This is a genomic window from Nocardioides scoriae (assembly GCF_900104965.1).
In the GTDB taxonomy this organism is placed as follows: domain Bacteria; phylum Actinomycetota; class Actinomycetes; order Propionibacteriales; family Nocardioidaceae; genus Marmoricola; species Marmoricola scoriae.
Genome location: NZ_LT629757.1, coordinates 3,476,232 through 3,497,926 on the forward strand (window position 1 = coordinate 3,476,232; position 21,695 = coordinate 3,497,926).

A 21,695-nucleotide genomic window follows, 5' to 3' on the forward strand; every position below is an offset into this window, starting at 1 on the left:
GGACGACCGGTCAGGCCATCACGCCGAGGGGGCGGTAGCCCAGGCCGGGGAACACGGTGGCGAGGGAGCGCTCGGGGAAGCGCTTGGCGAGGATCTCGCCGAGGACGTTGCGGTAGTCGGTGGTGACCTTGAGGTCTCCCTCCGCCAGGGCGTTGGCGTCGAGACCGGGCCAGGTGCCGTGGTACCTGCCGCCCTTCACGCCGGCGCCGGCGAGCAGCATCATGTTGCCCCAGCCGTGGTCGAAGCCGCCGGAGCCGTTCTCGGCGACGCGGCGGCCGAACTCCGAGATGGTGACCAACGTGACGCGGCTGCGCAGCGGGCCGAGGTCGGTGAGGAACGCCGCGACCGACCGGGCGAAGCCGTCGACGCTGGCCTGCATGCTGCCCCACTGGAGGTTGCCGTAGTTGGAGTGGTAGTCCCAGGCGCCCGAGTCGATGGCGATCACGTCGGTGCCGAGGTCGGCGCGGATCAGGCGGGCGGCGCTCTTCAGGGGCAGGGCGAAGGGGTCGACGTTGAACCCGCTCGGGTACTCGACCGTGGACGCCGGCAGGTTGCTGAAGGTCGACCCGAGCGTGCGCGAGATGGTCAGCGCGTCGTTCGCGACCCGACCCAGCACCCCGTCGTCCTGGCCCCACATCGTCCCCAGGCTGCTGTAGCGCCGGACGTCGTTGCCCCCGCTGATGCCGGGGATCTTGAGCTCGTCCAGGCTGGACGCGGCCAGGACCGAGTGCTCCCCGGTCATGGCGGTGGTGGCGTACGGCTGACCGAGCTGCACGCCGTCCAGCAACCCGCCCTGCGACGCCGAGGGACCCATCCCGATGGTGCGGTTGATCCAGCCCGAGCGCAGCGCCGAGCCGGGGGCGGCGTCCTCGACCTCCTCGATGGCGGAGAAGTGGGAGCGGTTGGCGACGGGGAGGCCGACGGCGTGGACGGCGGCGAGCTCGCCGGAGGCCCAGAAGGGCTTCAGCGGGGCCATCTTGGGGTGGAGGCCGAACATGGCGTCGGCGCAGACGACCTGGTCCTTGGCGACGGCGGTGGTGGGGCGGACCTTGTAGTAGCCGGGGTCGCCGTGGGGGACGACCATGCCGAGGCCGTCGATGCCGCCGCGCAGGGAGAGCACGACCAGGGTGTTGCCGCCCCTGACGCCGGCGTGGCTGGTCTGCATGAGGGCGTCGCCGAACATCTGCGTGCCGGCCAGGCCCGCACCGACCCCGAGGGCACCCCGCAGCAGCGACCGGCGCGAGGTCCGGAAGCCGTCGCAGCAGCCGGAGCGGTCGGCAGAGGCGTCGGGAGCAGGGGACTGGGTCATGGCGGCGTCCTCAGGGAGACAGGTGGTCGGGGCTGTCGAGCAGCGTGGCGAGCAGGATCGGGGCGTAGGAGTTGACGGCCGCCTGGTTCTTGTCGACGACCGCGTCGGCTGCGGTGTCGGTGGCCTGCGACGCCGCGAGGAGCAGCCGGGCGTCCGCGGCCCGGCCGAGCAGGCGCTGGCACAGGTGGTCGACGTGGTCGCGGAAGCTCAGCGACGCGGACGGGAGCCACCCGGTGGCGAGGGTGTAGCTGGCCCCCTTGGGCCAGTAGCCGCCGGCCTGGGAGAAGTGCATGCCGAAGGACCCGAAGATCCGCGAGACGGAGGCCCAGGCCTCGGTGCTGGCCGGTGAGCCGTCGGGTCGCGGCCAGGAGAAGAGGCCCGCGCCCCCGTGCACGAAGTTGGAGTTGTGGGCGTAGCTCTGGTTGTTCGACGGGGGGTCGGTGACCTGCACCTCCAGGACCCGGGCCGTGGCCACGAGGTCGTCGACGGCCGTGCGCAGCTTCTGCCCGCCCGAGGCGGCGAAGTCGACGTGCGAGGCCAGCGTCCGCAGCATGGCCGGGATCGACGTGCCGGAGTCCAGGTAGGTGGCGGCGAGCGCGTCGACCAGGGCGGCGGACGGTCGGTCACCGACGAAGTGGACGGCCATCTTGGTCGCGACGTTCCGGGCGGTCGCGGGGTGGCGAGCCAGGTAGCGCAGGTAGGCCTCGGTGACCGCGCGACCGTCGGCGGCGGAGTTGGCGTGGCTGAAGCCCAGCACGGTCACGGCGCCCGTGGCATGGGTGGCGGCGTCGTACCGCGGGGCGAACGTGGTCGCCCAGTCGACGGTGTAGCCCGACAGGATCCGGGCGGAGTCCTTGACCATCTCCTCGGTGTAGCCCCCGTCGTGACCCACGGTGTGGAGCTCGAGGAGCTCGCGGCCCTGGTTCTCGTTGGGCTTGTCGCGGACGTTCTTCCAGTTGTCGAGGTAGAGCCGCATCGCGGGGTGCAGCGCGGTCGCGAGCAGCAGCTCCTCGTAGGTCCCGAGGGCGCGCTGGCGGATCGTCGTGTCGTAGTCGTGGCGCCAGATCCAGGCCTTGTCGTGGTACGCCGGGACGTGCAGGACGTCGGACCAGAACCCCGTCATCCGCTCCACGAGCATGCGCTCGGAGTAGATGCGACGCAGGATGGTCCAGCAGCCGAGCTCGTGCGCCCAGTCGTAGCTGCCCTTGGTGCCGGAGACCTGCTGGGACCACCTCTGGGGCGCGGTGTCGGTGCGGAGGCTGGTGTACCAGCCGTCGATGGTGGCGATCGTCGGGTTCTCGACGAACCGCTCCGGCGTGAGCTGGGCGGCGAGCCACTGCTCGGGGGTGCCGACCGAGCGGAGCTGGGCGAGTGCGCGCTGTGAGAAGCCGGTGCCGAAGCGGTTGAGGAACAGTCGCTCCCGGGCGCTGGCCCGGAGCGTGGCCCCCATGGCCGGGGTCGCGACCAGCGGGACGGGGGCGCCCGGCGTCGTCGGCTGGGTGGGGGTGCTGGGTGAGGGTGAGGGCGACGGGGTGGTCGACGGGGCCGGGCTCGGCGTCGGGCTCGGCGTCGGGCTCGGCGTCGGGGCTGGAATCGGCTTGGGGGTCGGCGTGGGCGTGGGCTTGACGACGGCGCGCTTCTTCTTGCGTCGCTTCTTGCGCCTCTTGGTGTCGATGAGCGCCATCAGGGTCCCTCGCGGTGTCACAGGCCGGGTGTGCGGTGGGGCTGCGGCCGGGTGTGCGGTCGCTGCCCTCGGTCCCCACAGTCTGCGGTACGAATCGGACTAAAGGTACTAAAAGCCCAAACATGGGCTCGCATTCAGGAGACGGTGACGCCCTTGCGGCGGCGCAGCCACCCGCGTCGGGCGGGCTCCTCGGTCTGGGGGCCGTAGCCGTAGCCGTAGCCGTACCCGTAGCCGTAGCTGCCCCCGCGGTTGCTGCGGACCATGTTGAGCACCACGCCCAGCGGGTGCGACCCCACCGACCGGAGCCGCTCGACCGCGCCGGCCACCTGGTCCTTGGTCGTCGATCCGTGCCTCACGATGAGGACCGCGCCGTCCGTCTGGGCGGCCATCAGGGCGGCGTCGGTGACCGGGAGGAGGGGAGGGGCGTCGATGATGACGGTGTCCCAGCGGTCGCGTGCCTCGCCCAGCAGCTCCTGCATGGCGTGGGACTGAAGGAGCTCGGCGGGGTTGGGGGGGATCCGCCCGGCCGTGAGGACGTCGAGCCCCGACTGGACGTGCTGCTGGACGGCGTTCTTGAGGTCCTCCATGCCCACCAGGACGGTCGTCAGGCCGACGCTGGGCTCCAGTCCCAGCACCCGGGCGATCTGGGGCCGGCGCAGGTCGCCGTCGACGAGCAGCACGTTCTGACCTGCGCTGGAGAGCGCGATCGCGATGTTCACGGCCGTGGTGGACTTGCCCTCGCTGGGGACCGAGCTGGTGATGACGAACGACTTGGAGCGGTTGTCCACGTCGACGAAGGACAGGTTGGTCCGGAGCACGCGGAAGGCCTCGGCGCGGGGGGCGTGGGACGGCAGCGAGCTGATCAGCGGGTCGCGCGCCACGTCGTTGTCGAAGGCCAGCACGGAGAGCAGCGGCGTGTCCTTCAGCCCGGGCACGTCCTCGATCCGCTTGACCGAGGTGTCCAGCACCTCGCGGAGCACGGCCAGGCCCAGCCCGAGGAGCAGCCCGAGCACGAGGCCGAGGCCGAGGTTGCGCGTGGGCTGCGGCGACACCGGCGCGGTCGGCAGGCGCGGCGGGTCGACGATCGTGGCCTTGAGGAGCGGGTTGTCGCGGCCCGGAGGCGTCTCGAGCTCGGCGACGAAGTCCTGCAGCTGGGAGACCACGCCGTCGCTGATCCGCTGGGCCTGGACCGGGCTGGGGTCGGTCACGTCGATCTTGAGGATGATCGTGTCCGGCACCACGGACGCCGTGATCTTCCCGGCCAGCGCCGCCGCGCTCAGGTCGAGGTCGAGGTCGTCGATGACGCGCTGCGACAGCTCGAGCCCCGTGATGAGGTCGGCGTACGACGCGACGCGCTGCTGGGAGAACAGGCCGCCCTGGTAGGCGTCCGAGGAGTTGCTGGGGCTCGTCGAGATGAAGACGCGGCTCGTGGAGGAGTACTGCTTCGTGGTGTTGACGGTGATGACCGCGGCGATGGCGGTCGTCGCCAGCAGGGTCCCCAGGATGAGGAGCCAGCGCCGACGGGCGATGCGGAGGTAGTCGCGAAGCTCCACGAGGGTCCCTGTCGTCGGCGAGCAGAACAGCCGCCACCCTAGACGACCGCGATGCCGGATTAGTCCAGGCTCGTCGGCCTCGTCACACGCCATCCCCGTACCGGCTCCGCGAGGTCCCGGCCCGTCGTACCCTCTTTCGAGAGCCGGCGTGCGGCGAGTCGAGAGCGAGCGGAGCAGCAAGGTGTCGTTGGAGTCCGAAGACCGACCGTGGGGGTCCTGGCACGTCATCGACGTCAACCCCGGCTACAAGATCAAGCGGATCCACGTGAACCCCGGTCACCGGCTCTCGCTGCAGACCCACGAGCACCGCTCGGAGCACTGGGTGGTCGTCTTCGGCGTCGCGACCTGCGAGATCGACGGCGAGACCGTCATCGCGGGCCCGGGCCACTCGGTCGACGTGCCCCTGGGGGCCAAGCACCGCCTCGGCAACGAGGGCAAGGAGGAGCTCGTGATCGTCGAGGTCCAGCACGGTGCCTACACCGGTGAGGACGACATCTGCCGTCACGAGGACGACTTCGGCCGCGTGGGCTGACCCCTGCCCCCAGGTGCACGAGCGCCCGCGGTCCGAGGACCGCGGGCGCTCGTCGTCGTCCGGGCCTACCGCCCGAAGTCGTCCTCCAGGCGGCAGATGTCGTCCTCGCCCGTGTAGCTGCCGAGCTGGACCTCGATGATGACGAGGAGCTCCTGGCCCTGGTTGGCCAGGCGGTGCCGCTCGCCGAGGGCCACGTCGACCGAGCCGCCGGCCGCGACCTGACGGGTGGTGTCGCCGACGACGGCCGTGGCCACGCCCCGGACGACGACCCAGTGCTCGGAGCGGTGCTCGTGGGTCTGCAGGGACAGGCGACGGCCGGGCTCGACCTCGATGCGCTTGACCTTGTAGCCCTCGCGCTCGTCCACCACGTGCCAGGAGCCCCACGGGCGGACCTCGGAGGGCAGCAGGGCGGCATCGGGCACGGCGTACGTCGTGGTGTCGGTGGTGCTGGTCATGGTGGTGCCTCTCGGGAGTCGGGGAGGGTCAGGCGATCTCGGCGCGGGCCTGCGGCACCCGCACCTCGTTGAGCGGGGTGGGGCTGAGGCGCAGCGCCGGGCGGTTGTCGCGCACGGGCGCCTGGCGCAGGTAGGTGAGCCGGCTGAGCTCGTGGCGCGACTTGCGGATCCCGTCCAGGACCATGCCGGCGATCACCGCCAGGCACGACATCAGCGCGAGCACCGCGACTGCGACCAGCGTGGGCACGCGCGGGACGTAGCTGGTGGCGAGGTACTCGACGAGCACCGGGAGGGCCAGGCCCGTGGCGAGGAGCGTCGAGAGCAGCGCCAGCGCCCCGTAGTAGCCGAGGGGCCGCTCGTGGCGGGCCAGGTTGAGGATGACGCTGAGGATCTTCCAGCCGTCGCGGTAGGTGCGCAGCTTGGACTCGCTGCCCTCCGCCCGGTCCTTGAAGTCGACCGCCTCGGTGGCCGCTGGGATCCGGAGGGCGAGGGAGTGGATGGTCAGCTCGGTCTCGATCTCGAACTCCCGCGAGACGGCGGGGAAGCTCTTGACGAACCGGCGCGAGAACACGCGGTAGCCGCTGAGCATGTCCCCGAGGCTGTCGCCGAAGATCGACGACGCGATGCCGTTGAGGGCACGGTTGCCGGTGGCGTGGGCCGGGCGGTAGGCGCTGGTGCCGGGCACGCCCTCGACCTCGCGACGGACGCCGACGACGTGGTCGAGGTTCTCGTCGACGAGGCGCTTGATGAGGCGTGGGGCCGCCTCCGGGTCGTAGGTGTCGTCGCCGTCGATCAGCAGGTAGATGTCCGCGTCGATGTCCGCGAAGGCGCGGCGCACGACGTTGCCCTTGCCCTTCAGCGGCTCGTGGCACACGACGGCGCCGGCGTCCGCTGCGCGGCGGGCCGTGGCGTCGGTGCTGTTGTTGTCGTAGACGAAGACGGTCATGCCGGGGACGGCGGCCTGGAGGTCGCGCACGACCTTGGAGACGGCAATCTCCTCGTTGTAGCAGGGCACGATCGCAGCGATGCGGTACTGGTGGGCCAGAGACATTTTTTCCCGCCTGGGGTGTGGGGGTCCGGGTGCCCCGAGCGTGGCCCTCGAAGAAATCGCGAATGCGCCGCGGCCGTATCGGTGTCGTTAATTCCTCAACGGCCTTCGGACCGCTCTGTGACGCACGTCCGTGACGCCGGTCACCGACGGGTCGTCAGGCGTGCGGGCCCCCAAAAGGCCAGGTGAGAGGGGTGTTGGCAAGGCCCGTGAGGGATCGTGCGACACCTCCGGAAACGGGTGTGCCGATCGTCACCCGCACCACTTCGCGAAACATCGGATATGACGACTGCCACTGAGAAATGTCCGTCTTGGGGGCTTTGGTGAGGTCGAGGAATGGCCGCGGAAATGCCGTTTCCCGGTGGTCGTTAATGCGGTCGAGCCGGCCGACACGTCGCCGTAACAGGACGCGCGATTTCCTCCGTTACGTTGACGCCTCCTCCCGCCCCGCTGCCGCCGTGCTGCCCGTCCTCCCCGCTGCAGGAGCGCCCCGTGACCTCACCGTCCACCGCCGGTCCCACCCGGGCCCACCGCGCCCGCCGGCCGCCGCCGACCCTGGTCGTGGCAGCCGTCGTCGCCGTCGTCGTGGCCCTGGTCGGCTTCCTGCTGCCTCCCGTGGGCCGCCAGCTCGGGCTGTCGCTGTCGAGGCAGCCCGGGACCTGGACCGCCCTCTACTTCACCGGGGCCGGCTCTTCCTCCGGAGCGGCCGGGTGCAGCGTCGCCGCGGGCGAGGTGACCACCCGCTTCACCCTGGTGAGCCACGAGGGCGCTGCTCGCGAGGTCGACTACCGGGTGGTGGTGCGTCCGGCGGCTGACGTCGGTGCGGCCGACGTGGTCCGCGAGGGCACCCGCGCGGTGGCCTCCGGCAAGACCGCCACGGTGTCGACCTCGGTGCCCACGGCCTCTCCCGGCGACCAGCAGGTCGTGGTCACGCTGCCGGACACCGGCGCGCAGATCACCGCGCGCTGCCAGAGGGGCGAGTCGTGAGCACCCTGACCCAGGTCGACCGCTTCGTCCCGCTCGCGCCCCTCGACGCCGGCTGGTTCGGTCTGGAGAGCGTGCGCGTCCTGGGCGGGCTCGACGTCCCGTCGGTCGAGCAGCTGCGCCGGTCGGTGCGCGTGCTCCACGACTCCGACGACCTCGTCGCCCGCCACTACGACATGGACAACCTGCGCTACCGGGTGGCTCGGCACGACGAGCGGGACGACCGCTGTGCGGCCATGGTGGTGCGCTCCCGCGCGGATCGTCTCGAGCTCCAGGACGCCTTCGACGAGGCGGCGGTGCCGCTGGGAGCGCTGCCCTTCCGGCTCGTGGTGGGGCGTGGCTGGTGCTCGATCCGGATCTCGCACGCCTTCGGCGACGGCTGGTCGTGCCTCACGCTGCTCGCCCACCTGCTGGACCAGGCCAACAGCCGCTCGGTGCTTCCCCTGCCGTGGGACGTGGTCGGCCCGCGGCGCCAGCAGCTGCTCAGCACCGGGGGGCTCGTGCGCCGGCCCGGCGCCGTGCTCACCGCGGCCCGCCACCGTCGCGCCTTCAGCGGTGGCGTCTACGAACCCTCGGAGCTGCGCACCAGTCACCACCGGTCCTCGACCGTCGTGCACACCAGCGCCCCCGGGTTCGTGCCGGCCCTGGGCCGCGAGCGCGACGCGCTGTGGCCGGGCGCCTCGCTCGCGGGGGTCGTCCTGGTCCGGGTGCGGGCAGCGCTGGGCCGGCACCTGACGACACCCGAGCCGGGGGTCGAGATGCTGTTCGACGTGCGCCGGGACTCGGCGTCCACCCGCCGCGCCTTCGGCAACTGGGCGGCCGGCATCACGGTGCGGCCCGAGGACGACGACGATCCGGTCTCGGTGACCTCCGAGATCCGACGCATCCGGGAGTCCGGGGTGCCGCACGTGGCCGCGGCCGCGAGCCGGCTGCGTGCCCGCAACGCCCGGACCGGTGGGCGCCAGGTGCTGACGCCCGGCGACCGACCCCACCTGACGCTGTCCTACCTGAACCGCCACGGCCCGCTCGCGCGGCTCCCGTGGGATCCCGCGTCGACGCCGGTCGTGGGCCTGGCGGCGGTGCCGAACGGCCTCGGGTCGGTCTCGGTGTCGGCCCACGAGACGGGCGACCGCCTCAGCCTCAGCCTCTGCTTCTACGACCACGTCTGGTCGCGCGACGCCGTGGCGGCCGCCGTGGCCGAGGCCCTGGACCCGACGCCGGCAGGACCGTGTCCCGCGACCCGCCAGGAGGCGACCCCATGACGCTCCAGGACACCACCGTCGCGCCCGCAGGACCGGCTCCGGCCACGGACCCGCTGCGGGGCGACCTCGCGCTGGGTGCCACCGTCCTCGTCGCCGGCGGGGTGCTGCTGCTCGACGTCCCCGTCGCGGTCCGGTGCCTGCTGACCGTGCTGCTCGCGGTCGTGGTGCCGGTCGCGGCGCTGCTCGGATCGCCCGCGCGGCGCACGCCCCCCAGCCTGGCGGAGGTGGTCACCGCGTGCGGAGGGTCGGTGCTGCTCCTGCTCCTGGTCGGCCTCGCCCTCAACACCCTGCTGCCCGTGGTCGGGATCGACCGGGCGCTGGCGACCGCCCCCGTCGTGGTGGGGGTGGTGCTGCTCGACCTGGGCCTCGTGGCCTGGCGGCTGCGCCAGGGGGCCGACCTCGCGCGCCCGCTGGCGGCCGCGGTGCGCAGCGCCGTGCTCTGGCGGGCCGGGACGGCCGAGGCCCTGGCCCTCGCGTCGCTGGTCATCTGCATCGCCGGCGCGGTGCGGCTCAACAACGGTGCGAGCAGTGCCGTGGCCGTGGTGGGCCACGCGCTGGTGGCCGCGACCTTCGTGGCGCTGCTGCTGCGCCCGGCGAGGTCCCGGCTCTCCGACGGGCTGGCGCTCTACCTCGCGGCAGCCGCGCTGCTGCTCGGCACCTCCGTCCGCGGCTGGTACGTCATCGGCCACGACATCCAGCGCGAGTTCCTCGTCTACCTCCTGGCCCAGGGCCAGGACAGGTGGCAGATGTCCAGCCTCGACAGCGCCTACAACGCCTGCCTGAGCGTCAGCGTCCTGCCCACGGTCGTGGCCAACCTGACCGGCCTCGGGGGAGTGGTGGTCTTCAAGGTCGTCCTGCAGCTGGCCTTCGCGCTGGTCCCCGTCGCCGTCTACGCCGCCTCGAGGGGCTGGGCGGGACGACGGGTGGCGCTGCTCGGCGCGCTCGTGCTCGTCACCTTCCCGACCTTCCACAACGACATGCCCTACCTGGTGCGCCAGGAGGTGGCGTTCCTCTTCCTCGCGCTCGCGCTGCTCACCGCGGCGCGCCACGACCTGCGCCGGGGCCTCCAGCTGGCCCTGGTCGTCGGCTTCGGCGTCGGGGTGGTGCTCTCCCACTACTCGACGACCTACCTGCTGCTGCTCGGGCTCGTCATGGGCTCGGCCGGCTTCCACGTGTCCCGCCACCTGGCCTCGCGGCGTACGCCGGGGCAGCGGGTGCGCGAGCGGCCCGTGCTGCTCGCCCCGGTGGTCGTGGTCGCGGTCGGCCTCGCCACCTGGACCTGGGTCAGCCCGGTCACGCAGTCCGGCGGCCACCTCGAGGAGACCGTCACCAGCACGGTGTCGGCGGTGGTCAGCGGGTCGTCGGGACCGGGGTCCTCGGACCTGTCCTACGGCCTGTTCGCTGGCCGCCAGGCCAGTCCCGACGAGCGGCTCGCGATGTTCGCGGCCGAGACGCTCGACGAGCGCCGGGCCGAGTCCGGTGCGTGGCTGCTCGACGACGCCGAGGCAGCCGCCCTGACCCCCGCCACGGTCGACATCCGCGACGACGCGCTCACCCCCGTCGGCCGGGTGCTCGACGCCGTCGGGCTCGACGTCACCCGGGGCAACGCGCTGCTCCGTCTCGGCGCCGCGCTGCTGCTCCAGGTGCTGCTCCTCGCCGGGGTGGCGCTGCTCGCCCTCGCGCGGTTCTCGACCCCCCGCCGACGTCCGGGCCTGGCCCGGTGGGCCGTCCCGACCGAGACCCTGTGGCTGGTGCTGGGCGCCATCGCCGCCCTCGGGCTGGTGGTGGTCGTGCCCGGCCTGTCCGCGTCGTACGGCGTGCTGCGGGCGTTCCAGCAGGGCCTGCTGGTCTTCGCCCCGGTGATCGTGGTCGGGGCGGTCGGCGTCCTCGGACTGCTGCTGGCCCGGCTCCGGACCGGACCGATGGCCGTCGCGGGAGCCGGCTTCGTCGGGCTCTTCCTGGTCCTCACCGGGGTCGTCTCGACCACGACCGGAGGGGCGCCGGGCCAGCTGGCGCTGTCCAACTCGGGGCAGTACTACGACCTCTACTACCTCACCGACGCGGAGGCCGCCGGCACCCGCTGGCTCGCGCGAGCGGCCCGCAGCGCCCCGGTCCAGTCCGAGGTGGTGACCGACAAGGTCGCGGTGGGTCGGCTGCGCTCCGCCACGGGCGGGGAGATCGAGGTGAGCGGGGAGTTCTTCCCCACCCAGCTGCGGCGCGACACCTTCGTGTTCCTCGGCGCCCAGACGGTCGAGCACGAGCAGGCCACCATCTTCTACACCGGCAACCTCATCACCTACCGCTACCCGGTGGAGCTGCTCGAGCAGCGGCTCGACCTCGTCTACAGCAACCCCGACGCCGAGGTGTTCCGATGACCGCGCTGCGCCACCCCGTCGCGTTCGTCCGCGGCGCGCTCCGGGACCCGCTGCTGGCGAACTCCTGGCTGATGCTGGCCACGACCGTGCTGATGGCGGCGGCCGGCGGCGTCTTCTGGGTGATCGCGGCGAGGATCGCGACCCCCCGCGACGTGGGGCTCGCGTCCTCGCTGGTCACCGCGGGCGAGGCGCTGGCCGTGCTGGCGCAGCTCGGGCTCAACATCTCGATGGTGCGCGTCCTGCAGCGCAGCGACCGGCGCTCGGCCGACGTGCTGATGGCGGTCGCGGTGGTGAGCGCAGCCGGGGTGCTCGCCGCGCTGGCGTACGTCGCGCTGCTCCCGCGCGTCGCCCCCGACCTGGCCGCGCTGATCTCGTGGCCCTGGACGGCCCTGCTCTTCGCCGTCCTGGTGGCCGGAGCCGGTGTCAACCAGCTCACCGACGGCCTGTTCCTGGCCATCGACCGGGTCTCGCGCAACCTGGTCATCAGCGGCGTCCTGATGGGCCTGGTGAAGTGCGCGCTGCCCTTCGTGCTGGTCGGCAGCGGCGCGCTGGGCCTCTACAACTCGGTCGGCATCGCCACCCTGGTCGCCGCGGTGCTCAGCGTCGCCTCGATCCTGCGCTTCCTGCCCGACCGGACCTGGCAGCTGCCGTCCGCGGCGTTCCGCCACTCGCGCGGCTTCGCCCGGGCGGGGTACGTCGCCAACAACCTCTACCTGCTGCCCCAGATGGTCTTCCCGCTGCTCATCATCAACGGCGTCGGGCCGGCCAGCAGCGCGCACTACTTCGTGGGCTTCCAGATCGTCACGCTGCTCAACTCGGTCGTCTACGCCATCTCCAACTCGATGTACGCCGAGAGCTCGCGACACCCCGAGCGGGTGACCGCCATCGTGCGGCAGGCCGGTCGCCACATCGCGATCTTCTCCGGCCTGGGCATCGTCGGCCTGCTCGTCCTGAGCCCGCTGCTGCTGCGGGTCTTCGGGGCGGAGTACGCCGAGAACGGCACCACCACGCTGCGCATCCTCACCCTCGGCACCGTCGGCGTCGCCCTCAACTTCTGGTCGGCGATCCGGCTGCGCATCGCCCAGCACCAGAGCGCCATGGTCGTGGTGCAGCTCGTCACCACCGTCGCGATGGTGGGCGCTGCCGCGCTGCTGGTGGGGCGCGGCATCGAGTTCGTGGCCCTCGCCTGGGGCGGCGGCCACCTGCTGGGCGGCCTGCTCGGCTACACCGTGAGCCGCCGCTTCGCCCCCCTCCGCGACACCGAGCCCGACCTGCCCGTGACCCAGACGATCCCCCCGGTGGTGGCCCGATGAGCCCGTCCCATCGCCCGATGCGCGTCCTGCTCGCCGCCCCGCGGTTCCCGCCCGACGTCGGCGGCCTGGAGTCGTACGCCGGCTGGGTGGCGCGCACCCTGGCCGCCTCGCCGGACCACGACGTCCGGGTGGTCACCAGCCACTCCGGTCGAGGGCGCCTCGAGGGCGAGGTGGACGGCATCCCGGTCACCCGGCTCGGGTCGTGGGTGACCCTGTCGAACACCCCGGTCAACCCGCTCTGGCTGGCCCAGCTGCGCGCATTGATCCGTGAGTTCCGCCCCGACGTCGTCAACGTCCACTCGCCGGTCCCCGGCCTCGCCGACGCCATCGTGGCGGTGGCCGGCCCCGTCCCCGTGGTGATGACCTACCACGCCGGCTCCCTGGTCAAGGGCGAGTCGCGGGCGATCGACGCCGTCCTGCGCACCTACGAGCGCCGGGTGCTGCCGCGCGTCTTCGACCGCTGTGCCGAGCTGGTCGCGGTCTCCCCGGTGGCGATGACGCACGCGACGGGCCGCGCCACCATGATCACACCCGGGGTCGACACCGACTTCTTCTCGCCGGACCCGGACGTGGTGCGGGGCCGTCGGATGCTGTTCGTGGGCCGCGTGGAGGCGAGCTCGCGGTGGAAGGGCATCTCCACCCTGATCGAGGCGCTGGCGCTGGCCGCGCCCCTGGTGCCCGGCATCGGGCTCGACGTGGTGGGCGACGGGGACGACGTGCCCCGGCTGCAGCGCCTCGCCCAGGCGCGGGGCGTCGCCGACCTGGTGACCTGGCACGGCTCCCTCACCCACACCGAGCTGGTCGGCCTCTACCGCTGCGCCGGCGTCACGGTGCTGCCGTCGCTGACCGAGGCGGAGTCGTTCGGGATGGCGCTGGTCGAGGCCATGGCCTCGGGCTGCCCCCTGGTGGGCTCCGACGTCGGCGGGATCCCCTTCGTCCTGGCGGACGGCGAGCACGGCCTGCTCGTCGACCCCGGCGACGCCGCGAGCCTGGCCGCGGCGGTCGAGCGGGTGCTGCTCGACCCGGACCTGGCCGAGCGGCTGAGCGAGGCGGGCCGTCGCGCGGCGGTCGAGCGCTGGGACTGGCGCCACCAGTCGGCCGCGACGACCGAGGTGCTCGCCCGAGCCGTCCGGGGTTCGGTCCGCCAGCTGGTCTGACTCAGCCCGAGGTGTCGGCCACGGCGCGGCGCACCGCCTCCCAGGCCGGCTTCTGGCTCCCGTCGAGCCGACGCAGCCCGAAGTGGTCCTCGACGGTCCCGCCCGTCTCGAGGTCGCGCCAGGTGTAGAGCATCAGCGCCCGGACCTGCGGCGCGGCGGCGGCTGCGCGCACCCCGGCCGCCAGGATGCGGGCCTGCTGGGCCTCGTCGACCGCGCCGGTCGGCGACCCGTCGGTGGAGGCGCCGCCGGTCGGCGCGCCGTACTCCGTCACCCACAGCGCGGACGGGTCGATCCCGGCCGCGGACATCAGCCCGTCGAGCGCCGGGCCCTGGCGGGTGCTGCGCGTCATCCGCTGCCAGGGCGTCTCCACCGCCGGGTCGGTCGGCGTGCGCGGGTAGGTGTAGGGGTGGTAGGCGACGCCGTCGAGCCCGCGGCAGGCGCCCCCGGAGCAGGCCACCCGGAGGAAGTCACCGGCGTCGACGACCCCCTCGCGCCGGTCGTTGGCGGCCAGCCCGCCCATCAGCACCTGGGCGTCGGGGTCGCCCTGCTGGAGGGCGAGGGTCGCGCCGGTGAGCAGCTCGCGGTAGCGCCGGGGGTCGGGCGCCACCCAGAACAGGTCCAGGTTCGGCTCGTTCCAGATCTCGTACGCCGCGATCCGGCCGCGGTAGCGCTGGGCGACCTCACCGGCGAAGACGGCGTACGACGCGGCCGACGCCGGCGGGCAGGTGAACGTCGTGCAGCCCGGGTCGCGGACCCACGGGGCGCTCCAGGTCACCACGCCCAGGACGTCGAGGTCGCGCTGCTGCGCCTCCGCGACCACCCGGTCGAGCGCTGCCCAGTCGTGCTGGTCGGCCGAGACCGGCTGGATGGTGGGCCACGAGACGTCGAGGCGCACCCAGCGGGCGCCGAGGGCCACCACGTCGTCGAGCGCCGTCGCCAGCTCCGCGGGGGAGGCCCGGGTCAGCCGCTCGCCGAAGGAGACGCCGACCGGGAGTCCCGGCTCCCGGGCCGATCCGTCGGCTCCCACGGGCGTCCCGGTGCGGGGGCCGAGCACGACGCCGAGCACCAGCGCTGCCGCGAGCAGCGCCAGGGCGCCGGTCAGCGCCCTCCCGGGGTGGCGGTCGACCGTGGCCACCCGGTCAGAACCGGTAGGCCAGCGCCGCGCTGTCGGCGAGCGCCTCCCAGTCGAAGCGGGCCGCGGTCGCGAGCGCCTGGGTCCCGAGCTCGTCGCGGCGCTCCAGCGCGCGCCCGATGGCGTCCGAGAGGGACTCGGCGGTGCCGGAGTAGAGCTCGCCGTTGACACCGGGCTCCACCAGGTGACGGGCGAAGTTGTCGGGGTGGTCGCTGGTGACGACGGGCGTGCCGACCGACATCGCCTCCAGGGCCACCATCCCGAAGCCCTCCCGCACCGAGGGGAAGACCAGCAGGTCCGCGTCGGAGATGGCCTGCAGGACGTCGTCGTGCTCCTCGAGGAAGGGGGAGAACGTGACGGCCTCGTGCGCCCCCAGGTCGTCCACGAGGCGCCGCAGGGCGGGCTCCTCGGGGCCCTCGCCGATCACCCGCAGCGTGAGCGGGCTGCCGGCCGTGCGGGACAGGTGGGTGGCCTCGACGGCGAGGTCGATCTTCTTGTTCTCCAGCAGCCGTCCGACCGAGATCAGCTCGGTGCCGTCGCGCCGAGCGCTCCGGGGCTCGACCGAGGCGGTGCGGTCGATGCCGTTGGGGATGACGTGGACGTCCACGGCGCCCTCCTCCCCGGCGAGGTGCAGCCGCTCGGCGGTGCCGTCCGAGGCCGCGATGATGCGGTGGGGGAGCCGGATGGCGGTGCGCTCGACCCACGCGGCCAGGTGGCCGGGCAGCCCCAGGTAGCGCACCCAGTAGTCGCGGCCCCAGAACTCGTGCCAGGTCGTCACCATCGGGACCCGGCGCACCGTGGCGACGACGCGGGCCGGCAGCAGCGGCAGGAAGGGGATGGAGTCGACCTCGAGGACGTCGAAGCGACGCCACAGCAGGCTGAGGCAGCACACCGCGAAGACCAGCGCCTGGCGCACCGACCGGCGGGTGCCGGAGTAGAGCGGGAGCCGGGGCGAGATCGCCACGTAGGTGATGCCCTCGCGGACCACGACCGAGGGGCCGTCCCACCACTTCATCGTGTAGACCCGCACGTCGTAGCCGCGCCGGGTGAGGCGGGTCAGCAGCTCGTGGTGGCGCTTCTCCTTCCCCCCGGTGTTCCACGGGTAGACGGAGTCGGAGACGAACCCGAGGACGGTGCGCGAGGCGGACCTGCTCATGACGGCGGCTCCCAGCAGAGGACGGCGGCCTGGCGACCACGTGTGCCCCGAACCTAGGCAGCCGGGATGACGGCAGCGCCACGCGCGTGTTTCGTCGGGGGCGCGGGGAGCCTCGGGAGCACGCGCCGGCGTTTCGGGGACGTGAACTTCGCCCGGTCGGGCAGGCAGCGCCTGGATAAGCCCACAAAACGGGCAAAAGCCACGAATACTTGAGTCATGCGCTTCCTCGCGGCCCTTGCCCTGGCCGTCGCCACCACGCCCGTGCTCGTCGTCGGCCAGTCGGCCGGCCCGGTGTCGGCCGCCACCGTGCCGCTGCCACCCGTCCAGGCCCGGTCGGCGGCGAGCGTGGTGGACGGCTTCGGGGTGGGGGTGCACCTGGCCTACGAGGACACGCCGTACCGCAACACCACGGCCGTCGCGAACGCGCTCGCCGCCCTCGGGGTCCGCCACGTGCGCGACGACCTCTTCGTCGGCGACACGACCCAGTACGCCGCGATCCGCACGGTCGCCGCCAAGGGCATCGACTTCGACCTCATCATGGGCAGCCCGTCCAGCCCCCGTCCGGCGAAGGACTACGTCGCCGCGGTCGCCGGTCAGCTGCCCGGGGTGGTCTCCTCGCTGGAGGGACCCAACGAGTGGGACCACTTCAGCGGTGGTGGTCCGGCCTGGCCCTCGCAGCTGCGCGCCCGGCAGTCCGCGCTGTACGCCGCGGCCAAGGCCGACCCCCGGACCCGGTCGCTGCCGGTGCTGGCGCCGTCCCTGGCCTTCGCCAAGAACTACCCGCTGGTGGGCGACCTCTCCGCCATCTCCGACGTGGCCAACGGCCACCTCTACCCCGGCGGGCGGCCGCCGTCGGCGGACCTGAGCGGCCTGTTCACCAAGCTCCGGACCGTCACCGGTGCCAGCAAGCCCATCGTCATCACCGAGGCGGGCTACCACAACGCGCTCGCGACCACCGACGGCCACCACCCCGTCCCGGAGTCCGTCCACGCCACCTACCTGCCCCGCCTGCTGATGGAGCACCTGCGCGGCGGCGCCGCCCGCGTCTACTCCTACGAGCTGGTCGACGAGTTCGCCGACCCGGGCAGGACCAACCCGGAGGCCAACTTCGGCCTGCTGCGCCGCGACCTCACCCCCAAGCCGGCGTACACCGCGATGCAGCGGCTGCTGGCCGTCTTCCAGGACTCCTCGACGTCCTTCGCCCCGGGGAGCCTGGCGTACGCCGTGGAGGGCGGTCGCACCGACCTGCGGCAGCTGCTGGTGCAGAAGAGCACGGGCGAGTTCGACCTCGTGCTGTGGCGCGACGTCAGCGTCTGGGACCCGATCGCCCGCCGGGCGCTCAACCCTGCGCCCTACCGCGTGCAGGTCCGGCTCGGCCAGGCCCGCGCCGGCAGCGTGGTCGCGCCGACGAGCGGTGCCACGACGTCCTTCACGGCGACCGACTCCGTGCCGGTCGACCTCGGGGCCGACGTCAGCGTGGTCCGGCTGACCGCACCCGCCGCGGGCGGCAGCGCGACCGTGGCCCCGACGACCACGGCGGCCCCGGCCCGGTCGGCCAAGGTGTCGGCCCGGGCCGGTCGTGCCTCGGTGCGCGTCTCCTGGCACGCCCCGACCACCGGCGGTGCGCCGATCCAGGAGTACCGCGTGAGCGCCGGGTCGCGCACCCGCGTGGTCCCCGCGACCACCCGCTCCACCGTCGTGCGAGGCCTGCCGCGGCGCGCGTGGGTCCGCATCACCGTGCAGGCCCGCAACGACGTCGGCTGGGGCTCGGCGGCCCGCTCGGGCCGCGTCCGCACCCGTTGATCAGATGATCATGCCGGCGCCGACGGTGACGCCGGTGGCCTCGTCGATGAGGATGAACGAGCCCGTGGTGCGGTTCTTCGAGTAGGAGTCGCACAGCAGCGGCACCGTGGTGCGCAGCTGGACGCGACCGATCTCGTTGAGACCGAGCTCCTTGGTCTCCTGGTCGCGGTGCAGGGTGTTGATGTCGAGGCGGTACTGGATGTCCTTGACCAGGGCCCGACCGTTGCGGGTCGTGTGCTTGATCGCCAGCTTCTGGCGGGGACGCAGCGGCTCGTTGGTCATCCAGCAGATCATCGCGTCGATGTCCTGGCTCGGCGTCGGCGCGTTCTTGACGCGGGCGATCATGTCGCCGCGGCTGACGTCGACGTCGTCCTCGAGGCGCACCGTGACCGACATCGGCGGGAACGCCTCGTCGATCTCGCGGTCGAACAGGTCGATGCCGGCGATCTTGGAGGTCATGCCGCTGGGCAGCACGACGACCTCGTCGCCGGGCTTGAGGACGCCGCCGGCCACCTGGCCGGCGTACCCGCGGTAGTCGTGGTACTCGTCGGACTTGGGCCGCACGACGTACTGCACCGGCAGGCGCGCGTCGATGAGGTCCCTGTCGGAGGCGACGTGGATGTTCTCCAGGTGGTGCATGAGCGAGGAGCCCTGGTACCACGGCATGTGCTCCGAGCGGGTCACCACGTTGTCGCCCTTGAGCGCCGAGATCGGGATGACCTCGAGGTCGGGGATCGAGAGCTTCGTGGCGAAGGCGGAGAACTCGCGCTGGATCTTGTCGTAGACGCCCTGGTCGTAGTCGACGAGGTCCATCTTGTTGACGGCCAGCACCAGGTGGGGGACCCGGAGCAGCGACAGGATGACCGCGTGGCGGCGCGACTGCTCGGTCAGGCCCTGGCGGGCGTCGACCAGCACGAGGCCGAGGTCGGCGGTCGAGGCGCCCGTGACCATGTTGCGGGTGTACTGCACGTGGCCGGGGGTGTCGGCGATGATGAACTTGCGCCGCGGCGTCGCGAAGTAGCGGTACGCCACGTCGATCGTGATGCCCTGCTCGCGCTCCGAGCGGAGCCCGTCGGTCAGCAGCGCCAGGTCGGTGTAGTCGTAGCCCTTGGACGCGCTGGTCGCCTCGACGGCCTCGAGCTGGTCGCTGAAGATCGCCTTCGAGTCGAGCAGCAGCCGGCCGATCAGCGTCGACTTGCCGTCGTCGACCGACCCGGCCGTCGCGAAGCGCAGCAGGTCCATCTGGCCGACGCCGAGGTCCTCGAGGGTGGGCTGGGTGGTGGGGGTCTCGGTGCTCATCAGAAGTAGCCCTCCTTCTTGCGGTCCTCCATGGCGGCCTCCGAGAACCGGTCGTCGCCGCGGGTCGCGCCGCGCTCGGTCACCGTGGCGACGGCGACCTCCTCGATGATCTTCTCGATCGTGTCGGCCTCGGACTCCACGCAGCCGGTGAGGGTCAGGTCGCCGACGGTGCGGAACCGCACGGTCTTCTCCACGACCTCCTCGCCCTGCTTCGTGGGGTTGTGCTCGCTCTCCGAGAGCCACATGCCGTCGCGCTGGAAGACGCGCCGCTGGTGGGAGTAGTAGATCGAGGGGATCTCGACCTGCTCCTGGCCCAGGTAGTGCCAGATGTCGAGCTCGGTCCAGTTGGACAGCGGGAAGATGCGCATGTGCTCGCCGCCGTGGATGCGGCCGTTGTAGAGGCTCCACAGCTCGGGCCGCTGCATCTTGGGGTCCCACTGGCCGAAGTCGTCGCGGTGGGAGTAGACGCGCTCCTTGGCGCGGGCCTTCTCCTCGTCGCGTCGGCCGCCGCCGAACGCGGCCGTGAAGCCGTTCTCCTCGATGGCGTTGAGCAGGGTGCCGATCTGGAGCCGGTTGCGGCTGGTCTTGCCGTCGTCGACCACGACACCGTCGGCGATCGCCTGCTCGACGCCGGCGACGATCATCTTCACGCCGAGACGGTCGACCCAGTGGTCGCGGGTCTCGAGGACCTCCGGGAAGTCGTAGCCCGTGTCGACCTGGAGCATCGGGAAGGGGATCTTCGCCGGGAAGAAGGCCTTCTCCGCCAGCCGCAGCATGACGATGGAGTCCTTGCCGCCGGAGAACATCAGCACCGGCTTCTCGAACTCGGCGGCGACCTCGCGGAAGATGTGGATCGACTCGGCCTCGAGCTGGTCGAGCTGGCTCAGCCGGTAGTCGGCGTGGGTCTGGGACATCGGGGTGCGGTGCCTCTCGTTGGCGGCGGGCAGCCCACATCGTATCCACGCGCCGGTCCGTGCCCACGCGCCCCGAGCCGAATGAGACCAGAGTCGATTGAGATAGTGCGCAACAGGGCCGGCACCTGGCGGTGCCGGCCCTGTCGAACGGTGTGCCTCAGTAGGCGCCGCGCGAGCCCACCACGGCGCCGAGGGTGCGGGCCAGGATGGTCAGGTCCTGCATCATCGACCAGTTGTCGACGTAGTACAGGTCCAGGCGGATGGCCTCCTCCATGGGGAGGTCCGAGCGGCCGGAGACCTGCCACAGGCCGGTCATGCCGGGGCGCACGTGCAGCCGGCGCGCCATCGCGTTGTCGTAGAGCGCGACCTCGTGGGCCACCTGCGGGCGGGGGCCCACCAGGCTCATGTCGCCCTTGAGGACGTTGAGCAGCTGCGGGAGCTCGTCGATGGAGAAGCGGCGCAGCCACTTGCCGGGAGGCGTGATCCGCGGGTCGACCTTGAGCTTGTAGAAGACCGCGTTGGAGTCCGAGCCGGCCGCTGCGTGGGCCTCGGCCAGCTTCTTCTCGGCGTCGGTGACCATCGTGCGGAACTTGAAGCACTTGAAGGGGTCGCCGTCGCGGCCGATGCGCTCCTGGCGGAAGAACACCGGGCCCCGGTCGTGGAACCACACGCGGAAGGCGGAGTAGGCGAACAACGGGCTGCTGAGGATCAGGATGCCGAGCGAGCCGACGACGTCGAAGACGCGCTTGGCCCGGCGGGCGGCCATGGCGGCGCGCGGCTTCTCGAGGTGGATCAGCGGCAGGCCGCCGACCGGGCGGACCCGGATGCGCTCGCGGGAGACGTCGCTCAGGCTCGGGGCCACGACGACCTGGGTCGAGGAGCCCTCGAGGTCCCAGGCGATCTCGCGCAGGTGGGTGGGCGAGGTCACGCCGCCGCCGGCGAAGAACACGATGTCGGCCTTGGCCTCCATGGCGGTGCCGGCGATGTCGCGGGTGTCGCCCAGGATCGGGATGCCGCTCGGGGTCTGCGACCCGTCGGACTCGGGGGCCAGCGCACCGATGACCTGGTAGCCGAGCCACGACTCGCGCTCCAGCACGTTGTTGACGCTCTCGACGTGCGGGGCGTCACCCACGATCAGCACGCGGTGCTGGAACGAGCCGGCCTGGCGGGACTTCTTGAGCCAGTGGCGCAGGGCGAAGCGGCCACCGATGAGCAGCGGGACGCCGATGAGGAAGGTGAGGACGAACCAGCCGCGGGAGAGGTCGAAGCGCAGCAGGAAGGAGCCGACGCCGATGACGCCGGCGCTGACGAGCGCGGCGTTGAAGACCCGGCTGTACTCCGAGGCGCCCGCGCCGAAGACGGAGCGGTCGTAGCCGCCGGCCAGGGCGATGCTGGCGAGCCAGGCGAGCGCGAGGAGCGGACCGGTGACGGCGATCGCGGGGACGTACTCGGTGCCGCTGTCGACGAAGAGCGCGCCGAGGGCGTTGCGGCCGGCGGCGCCGCCGACCAGGGCCAGCGAGATCGCGATCAGGTCGATGCCGAGCGCCGCGACCGGCAGCAGGCGCAGGGCGCCGGACGACCGGGTGCGCGAGGCCTCGACCAGCGAGGCGCGTCGACGAAACCGTGCGTCACGCTGCTGCGGCACTCGCGGTAGCGTGCTGCGGATCTGGGTCGAGTGTTCACTCGAGACGGTCGCTGACATTCAAGGCCCCCCGGCTT

The 21,695-nt window shown here is 72.5% G+C and carries 17 protein-coding genes; 7 read left to right on the plus strand and 10 right to left on the minus strand.

Translation table 11 applies throughout. The features are described from left to right. Positions 1 to 10 precede the first annotated feature (10 nt). The 3 genes from BLU55_RS16500 to BLU55_RS16515 form a co-directional block, all read right to left on the minus strand. Complete coding sequence (locus BLU55_RS16500) at positions 11 to 1,309, minus strand: DUF1501 domain-containing protein (RefSeq protein WP_091731944.1); 1,299 nt, start codon at positions 1,307 to 1,309, stop codon at positions 11 to 13. A gap of 10 nt (positions 1,310 to 1,319) precedes the next feature. Then, positions 1,320 to 2,993 (minus strand): DUF1800 domain-containing protein, encoded by a 1,674-nt coding sequence (locus BLU55_RS16505; RefSeq protein WP_157682919.1) that lies wholly within the window; start codon positions 2,991 to 2,993, stop codon positions 1,320 to 1,322. 134 nt (positions 2,994 to 3,127) lie between these two features. After that, complete coding sequence (locus tag BLU55_RS16515; RefSeq protein ID WP_091731950.1) at positions 3,128 to 4,546, minus strand: polysaccharide biosynthesis tyrosine autokinase; 1,419 nt, start codon at positions 4,544 to 4,546, stop codon at positions 3,128 to 3,130. 187 nt (positions 4,547 to 4,733) lie between these two features. On the opposite strand from BLU55_RS16515, the gene BLU55_RS16520 reads away from it, so the two are divergent. After that, positions 4,734 to 5,078 carry a phosphomannose isomerase type II C-terminal cupin domain gene (locus BLU55_RS16520; protein ID WP_407938391.1) on the plus strand — a complete coding sequence of 115 codons (345 nt, stop codon included), beginning with the start codon at positions 4,734 to 4,736 and terminating at the stop codon, positions 5,076 to 5,078. Positions 5,079 to 5,143: 65 nt separating this feature from the next. Here the strand turns inward: BLU55_RS16520 and BLU55_RS16525 are convergent, their stop codons facing one another. Both BLU55_RS16525 and BLU55_RS16530 read right to left on the minus strand, forming a co-directional pair. After that, complete coding sequence (locus BLU55_RS16525) at positions 5,144 to 5,533, minus strand: phosphomannose isomerase type II C-terminal cupin domain (RefSeq protein WP_091731955.1); 390 nt, start codon at positions 5,531 to 5,533, stop codon at positions 5,144 to 5,146. 28 nt (positions 5,534 to 5,561) lie between these two features. After that, positions 5,562 to 6,584: a glycosyltransferase gene (locus BLU55_RS16530; protein WP_091731958.1), complete on the minus strand. Its 1,023-nt coding sequence runs from the start codon at positions 6,582 to 6,584 to the stop codon at positions 5,562 to 5,564. Positions 6,585 to 7,073: 489 nt separating this feature from the next. Here BLU55_RS16530 and BLU55_RS16535 point away from each other — a divergent pair, with 489 nt between their 5' ends. The 5 genes from BLU55_RS16535 to BLU55_RS16555 are packed head-to-tail and all read left to right on the plus strand — an operon-like array spanning position 7,074 to position 13,672. Next, positions 7,074 to 7,568, plus strand: coding sequence for a hypothetical protein (locus BLU55_RS16535; RefSeq protein WP_091731960.1), 495 nt, complete (start codon positions 7,074 to 7,076; stop codon positions 7,566 to 7,568). Next, positions 7,565 to 8,827, plus strand: a complete 1,263-nt coding sequence (locus tag BLU55_RS16540) for a hypothetical protein (RefSeq protein ID WP_091731962.1) — start codon at positions 7,565 to 7,567, stop codon at positions 8,825 to 8,827. Before BLU55_RS16535 ends, BLU55_RS16540 begins: the two co-directional genes overlap by 4 nt. After that, entirely contained in the window at positions 8,824 to 11,202 is a 2,379-nt protein-coding gene (locus tag BLU55_RS16545; protein ID WP_091731964.1) for a DUF2206 domain-containing protein, read from the plus strand. Before BLU55_RS16540 ends, BLU55_RS16545 begins: the two co-directional genes overlap by 4 nt. Next, positions 11,199 to 12,515 carry a lipopolysaccharide biosynthesis protein gene (locus BLU55_RS16550; protein ID WP_091731966.1) on the plus strand — a complete coding sequence of 439 codons (1,317 nt, stop codon included), beginning with the start codon at positions 11,199 to 11,201 and terminating at the stop codon, positions 12,513 to 12,515. The genes BLU55_RS16545 and BLU55_RS16550 overlap by 4 nt, the downstream gene beginning before the upstream one ends. 17 nt (positions 12,516 to 12,532) lie before the next feature. Continuing rightward, positions 12,533 to 13,672, plus strand: a complete 1,140-nt coding sequence (locus BLU55_RS16555; protein WP_172833930.1) for a glycosyltransferase family 4 protein — start codon at positions 12,533 to 12,535, stop codon at positions 13,670 to 13,672. A gap of 1 nt (position 13,673) precedes the next feature. On the opposite strand, the gene BLU55_RS16560 is transcribed toward BLU55_RS16555, so the two are convergent. Beyond that, the gene (locus tag BLU55_RS16560; protein ID WP_091731969.1) at positions 13,674 to 14,807 is read right to left on the minus strand and encodes a glycoside hydrolase 5 family protein; all 1,134 of its coding nucleotides are present in this window, start codon (positions 14,805 to 14,807) and stop codon (positions 13,674 to 13,676) included. A 4-nt stretch (positions 14,808 to 14,811) separates the two neighbouring features. Continuing rightward, on the minus strand, positions 14,812 to 15,960 hold the full coding sequence (locus BLU55_RS16565) for a glycosyltransferase family 4 protein (RefSeq protein WP_091731971.1): 1,149 nt from the start codon (positions 15,958 to 15,960) through the stop codon (positions 14,812 to 14,814). Between the two features lie 216 nt (positions 15,961 to 16,176). Here BLU55_RS16565 and BLU55_RS16570 point away from each other — a divergent pair, with 216 nt between their 5' ends. Continuing rightward, a complete protein-coding gene (locus BLU55_RS16570; RefSeq protein WP_091731974.1) occupies positions 16,177 to 17,763 on the plus strand; it encodes a fibronectin type III domain-containing protein in 1,587 nt (528 codons plus the stop codon). Here the strand turns inward: BLU55_RS16570 and BLU55_RS16575 are convergent, their stop codons facing one another. The 3 genes from BLU55_RS16575 to BLU55_RS16585 all read right to left on the minus strand — a co-directional run bounded on the left by BLU55_RS16575 (position 17,764) and on the right by BLU55_RS16585 (position 21,621). Continuing rightward, positions 17,764 to 19,062 carry a sulfate adenylyltransferase subunit 1 gene (locus BLU55_RS16575; RefSeq protein ID WP_091731978.1) on the minus strand — a complete coding sequence of 433 codons (1,299 nt, stop codon included), beginning with the start codon at positions 19,060 to 19,062 and terminating at the stop codon, positions 17,764 to 17,766. Further along, entirely contained in the window at positions 19,062 to 19,976 is a 915-nt protein-coding gene (gene cysD, locus BLU55_RS16580; protein WP_091731981.1) for a sulfate adenylyltransferase subunit CysD, read from the minus strand. The genes BLU55_RS16575 and cysD overlap by 1 nt, the downstream gene beginning before the upstream one ends. A gap of 157 nt (positions 19,977 to 20,133) precedes the next feature. Beyond that, a complete protein-coding gene (locus BLU55_RS16585; protein WP_157682920.1) occupies positions 20,134 to 21,621 on the minus strand; it encodes a sugar transferase in 1,488 nt (495 codons plus the stop codon). Positions 21,622 to 21,695 lie beyond the last annotated feature (74 nt).